Genomic DNA, 9,756 nt, shown 5'->3' on the forward strand with positions numbered 1-9,756 from the left:
TGGCCACATTGGTATCACGGCGCCGCATTTGCCTTGATTGCCACGGGCATTTGGATGTCGGCACGCCGCTGAAATGAGAAAAGGCCCGCTAAAAAATAGCGGGCCTTACTCAATCACTTGGAGGAGTCGGAGGGATTCGAACCCTCGAGGCGGTTTAACGCACCTACTCCCTTAGCAGGGGAGCACCTTCGGCCACTCGGTCACGACTCCAGCACAGCCTTGAATTCTATACTAGGATTTCAAGGCTACGAAGCATTTATGTAGGAATTTGTTCCAACTCGAAGGCACGGTGCAAGGCTCGCACCGCCAACTCCATGTATTTCTCGTCGATGACGACGCTGGTCTTGATCTCACTGGTAGAAATCATCTGGATATTGATGCCCTCCTCGCTCAACGCACGGAACATCTTGGACGCCACGCCCACATGCGAGCGCATGCCGATGCCGACGATGGAGACCTTGCAGATGCGCGCATCGCCGACCACCTTGGCCGCTTGCGTGGCGGGCCCGACGGTGGTTTCCAGCAAGGCCATCGTGCGGGCGAAATCGCTGCGATGGACAGTGAAGCTGAAGTCGGTCTTGCCGTCGTGCGAAACGTTCTGAATGATGACGTCGATGTCGATATTCGCATCAGCCACCGGACCCAGGATCTGGAAGGCGATACCCGGTTTGTCGGGTACGCCCAGCAAGGTCACCTTGGCCTCGTCGCGATTGAAGGCAATGCCGGAAACGACGGCTTGTTCCATTTTTTCGTCCTCTTCAAAACTGATCAGCGTGCCAGACTTGGCTTCTTCTTCGATGGCGATATCCCAGGGCGTGAAGCTGGACAACACGCGCAGCGGCACCCGGTATTTGCCGGCAAATTCAACCGAACGGATCTGCAAGATCTTGGAGCCCAGTGAGGCCATCTCCAGCATCTCCTCGAAGCTGATCGTGTGCAGGCGCCGGGCGTCGGGCACGATGCGTGGGTCGGTGGTGTAGACGCCGTCCACATCGGTGTAGATCAGGCATTCGGCCGCCTTCAGCGCCGCCGCAATCGCGACCGCCGAGGTGTCCGAGCCGCCACGGCCCAGCGTCGTGATGTTCATGTCCTCATCAACGCCTTGGAAGCCGGCGATCACGACCACCTTGCCGGCGGCCAGATCGGCGCGCACGCGGGTATCGTCAATGCTTTCGATGCGCGCTTTGGTGAAGCTGGAGTCGGTGGCGACCGGCACCTGCCAGCCGGTGTAGCTGACCGCCTCGATGCCCTCGGCCTGCAAGGCAATCGCCAGCAAGCCGACCGACACCTGCTCGCCGGTGGCGGCAATCATGTCTAACTCGCGGTTCAGCTCGGGGCTGCTGACCGACGGTGAGAGCTCCTTGGCAAGACCGAGCAAGCGATTGGTCTCGCCGCTCATTGCCGAGGGCACAACCACCATCTGATGGCCGGCGCGTGCCCATTTGGCAACGCGTTTGGCGACATTGCGGATGCGTTCGGCCGAGCCCATCGAAGTGCCGCCGTATTTGTGAACAATCAATGCCATAGCTATGTGTTTTCGCGGGAGTCAAAGGCCCGGTCGGGTAGGAGTGCGCCGCATACGCAGCCTTGGATTCTACTGTTTCGAGACAGCGGACCGCCGATCAATCGAGTTACACCACGTCGCTGTGCCACACCACGCTCATCTGCGACTCCTCGGCGGCAGCCCAAAAGCGCGCATCCAAACCCAGGCCGGGCGCGTAGAGCAAGGCACCGTCGGCGAACAGCAAAGGGCCACCGCGCTGCCAGGCCGGTATGCCCAACGCCTGATACACCTTCTTCAGGCTGCGCCGGCTGCCGGCCGGTTTCAGCTGGAATTGCTCGCCCCCCTGGCGGGCCCGCACACTCAAACACTGCAGCGCCGCGATGGCCACACCACCCGCCTCTACCCGCTCGACCTGCCAGCCACCGCGCCACTGCGGCAGCGGATGAAAGCCCACTTGGGACAAATCAAGCGCCAGCGCCAGCGCCGGCGGATGGCTCGCAACTGATGACTTCGCAGCCAGCCATTGCAGCCGGCCCCGATAAAGCCGCAGCTCACCATCTGCGCAAGGCCAGGCACCGGCATGCGCTGTGGGAGTTTCCCGCAGCAAGCGCTGCACCAGCGTGGCCGGTGCCGGCCGACCCAGCTGAGTCGTGAGCCATGCACGTAAAGCGTTACTGGCACGGGCCGGCGACAAGGCCAGCAGCGCCGCAGTCACCAAACCTGCATCGTCCACCAAACCCAGCAAATCGTCCCCAGCCACCTCCCGCTGCAACATCAGCGACTGCTGCGCCCACGTCGCTGCTTGCGCCAGACTGGCTTCGGCCTGCGGGAAAGCCTGCAACAAGGCCGGCCACACCGACAAGCGCAGGCGATTGCGGGCAAAGCGCATATCGCCATTGCTGTCGTCTTCGATATGGGTCAAGGTATGCGCCTGTACATAAGCCTCAATGGCCTCACGCGGCAAACCCAACCAGGGCCGCGCCCAACACAGGCCGTCGCGCCATTGCTGCGCCGGCATGCCGGCCAAGCCGGCCACACCGGCACCGCGCAGGCCTTGCAGCAGCAGGGTTTCGGCTTGGTCGCGTTGATGGTGGGCTAGCAGCAACAAATCGGCCCCCGCCTGCGCCGCCATGTTTGCCAGGGCAGCATGGCGCCCGTCCCGAGCCCAGGCCTCGATGCTTTGCCCAACGGCCGGCTGACCAGCCAAACGGGTCGACTGAAAGCGCAGCGGCAACCCGGCCGCGGCCCAGTTTTCGCACTGCTGTTCGCAGTGTCTTAGCCAGTCGTCGGCATGAGCGCTGAGCCCGTGATGGACATGCAGGGCGATGACCGACAACTCCAGGCTCTGCGCCTGCCGAACGCAGGCGTGCAGCAAGGCGGTGGAATCTCGACCGCCGCTGTAGGCAACAGCGACAAGCCTTTGATCAGCGACTCTTGGTGTCGCCAAAGCGGCCATAGGATTGCAGGCGCTCGTAGCGGCGATCCAGCAATTCCTTGGGCTTGAGGTCACTCACCTGGCGCAGCGCATCACCGAGCGCGCGCTTCAGATTGGAGGCCATTTGCTTGTTGTCGCGGTGCGCGCCACCGACCGGCTCATTGACGATTTTGTCGATCAAACCCATCGCCTTCAGGCGGTGCGCGGTGATGCCCAAGGCGCTGGCGGCTTCGGGCGCGCGTTCGGCCGACTTCCACAGAATCGACGCGCAGCCTTCCGGCGAGATCACCGAGTAGGCCGAAAATTGCAACATCAAAACCTGGTCGGCGACACCAATCGCCAAGGCACCACCGGAGCCGCCTTCGCCGATCACGGTGGCGATGATGGGGACTTCCAACTGGGCCATCTCGAAAATATTGCGGCCAATCGCCTCCGATTGGCTGCGCTCCTCGGCGCCAATGCCGGGATAGGCACCCATGGTGTCAATCATGGTGAACACCGGCAGGCCGAACTTCTCGGCCAGCTTCATCAGGCGCAAGGCCTTGCGATAGCCTTCGGGGCGCGGCATGCCAAAATTTCGCAGCGCGCGCTCCTTGGAGTCGGCCCCGCGCTGGTGGCCCACCACCATGCAGGCCTGACCGTTGAAGCGCGCCAAGCCGCCGACGATGGCCGCGTCGTCGGCAAAATGCCGGTCGCCATGGAGCTCCTGGAACTCGGTGAAGACCTCGTTGCAATAGTCCAGCGTTTGCGGGCGCTGCGGGTGGCGGGCGATTTGGTAGACCTGCCACGGCGCCACGCTGGCGTAGACGTCCTTGGTGAGCTGCATGCTCTTCTTGCTGAGCCGGTCGATCTCCTCGGAGATATCAACCGCTGACTCGCTTTGCACGTAACGCAACTCTTCAATCTTGGTTTCGAGTTCAGCGATCGGCTGTTCGAAGTCTAGAAAATGTTTCTTGCTCATCCTGCGCTTCTTTTCAGTGAGGAAAGTCCTATGCCGGTCCGCCCATTTTTATGGGGCTGCCCGAGAACGGATGATCGTTACTCCACCGGGAGCGGATCGAGGCTGCGCCAAATGTACCATGTGGCTACCGAGCGGTAAGGTGCCCAGGCGTCGCCCACTTCGCGCGCCTCGGCCCTGGAAACCGGTTCACCGGAGAAGTAGTTTTCGCTGATGCCTTTGAGCAATCGGGGGTCGTCCAGCGGCATCACGTTTGGACGCATCAGGTGAAAAATCAGGAACATCTCGGCCGTCCAGCGGCCGATGCCGCGGATGGCGACCAGCTCGTCGATGATGGCCTCGTCATCCATCTGCGCCCACTGCCGCACATGGACCTTGCCGGCCTCGAAGTTCTGCGCCAAGTCGCACAGATAGTCGACCTTGCGCGCGGACAGCCCCGCCGCACGCAAAGCGCCAGCGGGCAAAGCCAGCACCGCGGCGGGTTGCACCCGGTTGGCCGAGCCGCCAATCAAGGCGGCAAACTTTCCCCACGCGACTTGCGCCGTTTTGGCGGAAATTTGCTGGCCGATGATGGAGCGCGCCAGCGTCGTGAAGGCGTCGCTGCGGCTTTGCAGGCGCGCCTCGCCAAAGGCCGGAATCAGCTTCTTCATCACCCGGTCACGCTTGACCAGATGGCGGCAGGCCTCGTCCCAATAGTCCGGGGTCACCCCGGTCGCATTCAAGCGCCCCACCTCAGGCCTTCATCCACGTGGTGCCATTGGCTGAATCTTGCAAAACAATGCCGGCGGCGAGCAACTCGGCGCGAATTCTGTCCGCGCCGGCAAAATCCTTGGCCGCCTTGGCCGCGGCGCGGGCAGCAATCTGCTGCGCTATCGCAGCCTCATCCAGGCTGCTGCTGACGCCGCCGTTTTGCAAATAGTCGCGCGGCCGTTGTTGCAACACACCTAACACGCCGCCGAGCTGCTTCAGCAAGGCCGCGTCGCCGAGCGAGCCGCTGCGATTGACCTGTGCGGCCAACTCGAACAAGGCCGCCATCGCACCGGGCGTATTGAAATCGTCGTCCATCGCCGCCCGGAACGCGGCCGCCTGGGGGTGCAGCCAGTCGATCTCGGACTCGTTAGGCAAGTCCACGCCCCCCAAGCCGTCCAGCGCCGTATACAAGCGGCACAGCGCCACCCGCGCATCGTCCAAGTTCACATCACTGAAGTTGAATGGGCTGCGGTAATGAGTGCGCAGCATGAAGTAGCGCAAGGTCTCGGCGTCATAGCGGGCCAGCACCTCGCGGATGGTGAAGAAGTTGCCCAAAGACTTGGACATCTTGACCTGATCCACATTCAACAGGCCGTTGTGCGCCCAGATGGACGCCGGCGCAAGGCCGCTGGCGCCTTCGCTTTGGGCGATCTCGTTTTCATGATGCGGAAACTGCAAATCGGCGCCGCCGCCATGCAGGTCGAACTGCTGACCGAGCAAGGCGCAAGCCATTGCCGAGCATTCAATGTGCCAGCCGGGCCGCCCTTGGCCGTAATCGGAGGCAAATTTCGCGTCCTCGGGCTCCTCGGCCTTGGCCGCCTTCCAAAGCACAAAGTCGAGCGGATCGAGCTTGCCCTCATCGACCGCCACGCGCTCCCCCGAACGCAAGTCGTCGAGCGAGCGACCGCTCAATTTGCCATAGCCGGGAAATTTGCGCACCGAGTAGTTGACGTCGCCATTGCTGGCGCGATAGGCCAAGCCTTTGCCTTCGAGCACCCCAATCATCGAGAGCATCTGCGGCACAAACTCGGTCGCCCGCGGTTCATGGGTGGGCCGCTCGACGCCGAGCGCGTCCAGGTCGGCATGCATGGCCGCGACCATCTCTTCGGTCAATTGACGAATCGGAATCGCACGCTCCAGCGCCCGGCGGATGATCTTGTCATCGATGTCGGTGATGTTGCGCACGTAAGTAACCCGGTAGCCACTGGCACGCAGCCAGCGATAGATCAGGTCGAACGCCACCATCATCCGCGCATGCCCCACATGACAGAGGTCATAAATGGTGATGCCGCACACATACATGCGCGCGTGGCCTGGCTCAATGGGAACGAAGGGCTGGACCGCGCGGGTCAGCGTGTTGTAGATGCGAAGGGACATGGAGCTCTCGGGGGCTACGCCGGAATGAACTCCAACGTGCTGACCAGCGGTTCACGGGGCCTACAAAGCGGCCTGCCGAAAGCCGAGATGGGCCGCTTCCAGTGCGGTCCGGCTTCAGGCGGGTCGCCGTAGAATGGTCGTCAGTATAACGGTTGGCCCGGCGTCTTTAGCCCGGACTGACCCTGCCCCGCCGCCCGCAAATGGCGAAAATCCAGCCCCTTATTTCATGCCATCCTGCAAAAACATCAAGCCTGTATGCCTCACCCTGTTCTTGGTTTTGCTAATGAATTTGGGCCCGGCAAAAGCAGGTGAGCTGGAGTTGGCGCAACGCCAATGGCTGGCCGGGCAAGGGCCGAAAGCGATCGCCACCGTCGAAGCAGCGCTGCTGAAGACGCCCAATGAGCTCAAGCTGCGCTTCGCCCTCGGTGTGATGCGGATGGAGCTCGGCGAGCAAGCCGCCGCGTTGAGCATCTTCACCGCCTTGACACAAGATTTCCCCGATCTTGCCGAACCCCAAAACAATCTGGCGGTCGTTTACGCGAGCATGGGCGAGTTGGACCTGGCCCAGCGGGCCTTGGAGCAAGCCCTGGCCCTTCAACCCGACCACGCACAGGCGCAGGAAAATCTTGGGGACGTTCTGCTGAGGCTGGCGCTGCGCGCCTACCAGCGGGCTCAACAGGCTCAGGTTGCGCCGTCCAGCTCGCTGGCTTTGAAAGTTAGCCGCACGAATGACTTGCTGCAGGCGGCAAAGTTGCCCAAGCCCTGAGAGACAATCCGATCACTGAGACTTTTGTTCCAAGGACAGAATCTATGCACACACAGACTCGTAACCCTTTGATCCGCCGTACGCTGATTGCGCTCGGCTTGGCAGTTATGGCGTGCGGCGCGCAGGCGCAAACCGTCAAGCTCAACACCAGTGAGGGAGACATTCGCATCGCGCTGGACGCGCAGAAGGCGCCCAAGTCGGTCGCCAACTTCCTGCAATACGTGAAGTCCGGCCACTACAACGGCCTGATTTTTCACCGCGTGATCGAGAACTTCATGATTCAGGGCGGCGGCTTCACGGCCGACATGAAGCAGCGGCCGACCAAGCCCGCCATCCCGCTGGAAGCCAGTAACGGCCTGCTGAATCTGCGCGGCAGCGTGGCGATGGCCCGCACCAACGACCCGAACTCGGCCACGGCGCAGTTCTTCGTCAACACGGTCGACAATGCTTTCCTCGACGCGGCCAACTCACCCGGCGGCCAGGGCGGCTACGCCGTCTTCGGCCAGGTGATCGAAGGCATGGACGTCGTCGACAAGATCCGCCTCGTGCAGGTGGGCAATAACGGCCCGCACCAGAACCTGCCGATCAAACCCGTCATCATCAACAAAGCCATTGTGGAGCCCCAAAAATGAGCAACAACAAAACCGTCGAACTGCATACCAACCATGGCTTGATCACGATTGAACTCGACGCCGAAAAGGCACCCGTCTCGGTTGAGAACTTTCTCTCCTATGTGCGCAGCGGCCACTATGACGGCACGGTGTTTCACCGCGTCATCAAGGGATTCATGGTCCAGGGCGGCGGCTTCGCCGTCGGCATGAAGCAAAAGCCAACCACCGGCGAGATCCAGAACGAAGCCAATAACGGCCTCAAGAACGAGCACTACACGCTGGCCATGGCCCGCACCAGCGCGCCGCATTCGGCCTCCAGCCAGTTCTTCATCAACACCACCAACAACGGCTTCCTGAACTTCAAGTCAGAGACTGCCGGCGGTTGGGGTTACGCGGTGTTCGGCAAGGTGATCGCCGGCAAGGAAGTGGTCGACGCGATGGAGAAGGTCAAGACCGGCAACGCCGGAGGCCACGGCGACGTGCCGCTGGAAGACGTCATCATCGAGCGTGCGGTTGAACTCGCCTAAGACCCTCGAGTTTGATGAGCTGACAGCGCCGCCCGAGTGGCGCCGTATCGAATTCCTCTCCGACCTGCACCTGTCGCCGCAAACGCCGGCGACGCTGGCCGCATTCGAGCGCCATCTGCAAGAAACCAGCGCCGAGGCGGTGCTGCTGCTGGGTGATATCTTCGAGGTCTGGGTCGGCGATGACGGCCGCTTTGATGCCTTCGAGGCGCAATGCCTGGCTGTTCTGAAGGCCGCAAGCACGCGCCTGCGGCTCTTCTTCATGGCCGGCAACCGCGACTTTCTGCTCGGGCCAGAGATGCTTGCCGATTGCGGTGTGCAGGGCTTGAGCGACCCGACCGTGCTGTGCGCCTTCGGTCAGCGCTGGCTGCTGACCCATGGTGACGCGCTCTGCCTGGCCGACCATGCCTACCAAGCTTTTCGTGCCCAGGTTCGCGCGCCCGAGTGGCAGGCCCAGTTCCTCGCTCAGCCGCTGACCGTACGCAGGGCCTTGGCTCAGCAGATGCGCGATGGCAGCAAGGCACAACAGGCGATGCAGCAAGAAGACTTGTGGGCCGATCTGCATACCGACGCCTGCCTGGATTGGCTCAAGGCCACAGATTGCAGCGCAATCATCCACGGCCACACCCATCGCCCGGGCGAGCATGTGCTGGCGCCGGGCCTCAAGCGCCATGTCCTGTCGGATTGGGACTTCGAGGCCGAGCCACCGCGCGGTGACGTGATGCGGCTGCGTGCGTCCGGCCTGCGCCGCATCGCGCTGGTCTGATGTGGCGCCGGCTCCAGCGGGCTTGGGCCGCTAGGCTTGAGGCGCGCGCGCTGCGCCGCCACCCCATCCCCGAACCGCTCTGGCAGCTGACGCTGCTGCGCTATCCCTTCCTGGCCCAGCGCAGCGCCGGCGATCTGGCCGAGTTGCGCCGCCTGTGCTCGCTGTTCTTGGCTGATAAAGAGTTCCACGGCGTGGCCGGCTTCGAGGTCAGCGACGAGATCGCCCTGGCCGTCGCAGCACAGGCCTGCCTGCCGGTGCTGCGGCTGGGCCTGGATTGGTACGCGGGCTTTGTCGGCATCGTCATCCATGCCGACGAGGTCGTCGCAAGGCGCGAGTTCATGGACGAGGACGGCGTCGTCCACGAGTTCGACGAGGAACTGGCCGGCGAGGCAATGGAAGGCGGGCCGCTGATGCTGGTGTGGTCGGCGTTCGAGGCGGAACTGGGTGGCGAAAACAACGGCGCGATCTTCAACGTCGTCGTCCACGAATTCGCCCACATCATCGATATGCACAGCGGTTGGGCCGACGGCGTACCGCGCCAGCCTAACAAGGCCGCTCAGGCGCATTGGCAGGCGGTGATGGAAGCTGAGTGGCAGTGGTTTTGCGGCCGCGTCGATGCGGGCGAAGCGACGCTGATCGACCCCTATGGCGCCGAAAGCCTGGCCGAGTTTTTCGCCGTCGCGGTCGAGGCCTTCTTTGTTGCACCGCTGGCCTTGCTGCGCGAACAGCCGGCGCTGTACCGGCTGCTGGCCGACTTCTTCAAGCAAGATCCGGCCGGTTGAAACCAAAAAAAAAGACCCCGCAGGGCCTCTTTTTAGCTGGTCGTAGCCGGCTCCGCCTTGGGTTTGTTGTCGCGCACCTTGAGCGGCTGGATATTGAGCAAGGTCTGACCCTCGTCGTCGACGTCCACGCTCAAACGCCCGCCATCGACCAAACGCCCGAACAGCAACTCATCCGCCAGCGCGCGCCGAATCGTGTCCTGGATCAGGCGCTGCATCGGTCGCGCACCCATCAGCGGATCGAAACCCTTGACCGCCAGATGCTTGCGCAACTTGTCGCTGAAAG

Annotated in this window: 10 protein-coding genes, 1 tRNA gene and 1 pseudogene; 5 read left to right on the forward strand and 7 right to left on the reverse strand. The window is 62.6% G+C overall.

Features of this window, described 5'->3' with window-relative positions; translation table 11 throughout:
- Window positions 1-118: 118 nt before the first annotated feature.
- From RMO57_RS21650 to cysS, 6 genes are all read right to left on the reverse strand, one after another.
- A tRNA-Ser gene (locus tag RMO57_RS21650) sits at window positions 119-210 on the reverse strand.
- A gap of 46 nt (window positions 211-256) precedes the next feature.
- Window positions 257-1,525, reverse strand: coding sequence for an aspartate kinase (locus RMO57_RS21655; RefSeq protein WP_310390218.1), 1,269 nt, complete (start codon window positions 1,523-1,525; stop codon window positions 257-259).
- A 106-nt stretch (window positions 1,526-1,631) separates the two neighbouring features.
- A complete protein-coding gene (gene tilS / locus RMO57_RS21660; protein WP_310390220.1) occupies window positions 1,632-2,960 on the reverse strand; it encodes a tRNA lysidine(34) synthetase TilS in 1,329 nt (442 codons plus the stop codon).
- Entirely contained in the window at window positions 2,929-3,900 is a 972-nt protein-coding gene (locus tag RMO57_RS21665; protein ID WP_310390221.1) for an acetyl-CoA carboxylase carboxyltransferase subunit alpha, read from the reverse strand. Before RMO57_RS21665 ends, tilS begins: the two co-directional genes overlap by 32 nt.
- 77 nt (window positions 3,901-3,977) lie before the next feature.
- A complete protein-coding gene (locus tag RMO57_RS21670; RefSeq protein ID WP_310390223.1) occupies window positions 3,978-4,619 on the reverse strand; it encodes a DNA-3-methyladenine glycosylase 2 family protein in 642 nt (213 codons plus the stop codon).
- Window positions 4,620-4,629: 10 nt separating this feature from the next.
- A complete protein-coding gene (gene cysS / locus RMO57_RS21675) occupies window positions 4,630-6,024 on the reverse strand; it encodes a cysteine--tRNA ligase (protein ID WP_310390225.1) in 1,395 nt (464 codons plus the stop codon).
- 283 nt (window positions 6,025-6,307) lie between these two features.
- Here cysS and RMO57_RS21680 point away from each other — a divergent pair, with 283 nt between their 5' ends.
- From RMO57_RS21680 to RMO57_RS21700, 5 genes are all read left to right on the forward strand, one after another.
- Window positions 6,308-6,790, forward strand: a complete 483-nt coding sequence (locus RMO57_RS21680) for a tetratricopeptide repeat protein (protein ID WP_310390227.1) — start codon at window positions 6,308-6,310, stop codon at window positions 6,788-6,790.
- Window positions 6,791-6,897: 107 nt separating this feature from the next.
- Window positions 6,898-7,422 (forward strand): peptidylprolyl isomerase, encoded by a 525-nt coding sequence (locus RMO57_RS21685; RefSeq protein WP_310390236.1) that lies wholly within the window; start codon window positions 6,898-6,900, stop codon window positions 7,420-7,422.
- A complete protein-coding gene (locus RMO57_RS21690; RefSeq protein ID WP_310390229.1) occupies window positions 7,419-7,928 on the forward strand; it encodes a peptidylprolyl isomerase in 510 nt (169 codons plus the stop codon). The genes RMO57_RS21685 and RMO57_RS21690 overlap by 4 nt, the downstream gene beginning before the upstream one ends.
- Window positions 7,915-8,691: a UDP-2,3-diacylglucosamine diphosphatase gene (locus tag RMO57_RS21695; protein WP_310390231.1), complete on the forward strand. Its 777-nt coding sequence runs from the start codon at window positions 7,915-7,917 to the stop codon at window positions 8,689-8,691. Before RMO57_RS21690 ends, RMO57_RS21695 begins: the two co-directional genes overlap by 14 nt.
- Entirely contained in the window at window positions 8,691-9,473 is a 783-nt protein-coding gene (locus tag RMO57_RS21700) for a zinc-dependent peptidase (RefSeq protein WP_310390233.1), read from the forward strand. The genes RMO57_RS21695 and RMO57_RS21700 overlap by 1 nt, the downstream gene beginning before the upstream one ends.
- Before the next feature lie 32 nt (window positions 9,474-9,505).
- On the opposite strand, the pseudogene clpA reads toward RMO57_RS21700, so the two are convergent.
- Window positions 9,506-9,756 (reverse strand): annotated as a pseudogene (gene clpA / locus RMO57_RS21705) (ATP-dependent Clp protease ATP-binding subunit ClpA); the annotation flags it as partial.

Source organism: Roseateles sp. (assembly GCF_031397715.1).
Lineage (GTDB): Bacteria > Pseudomonadota > Gammaproteobacteria > Burkholderiales > Burkholderiaceae_C > Paucibacter_A.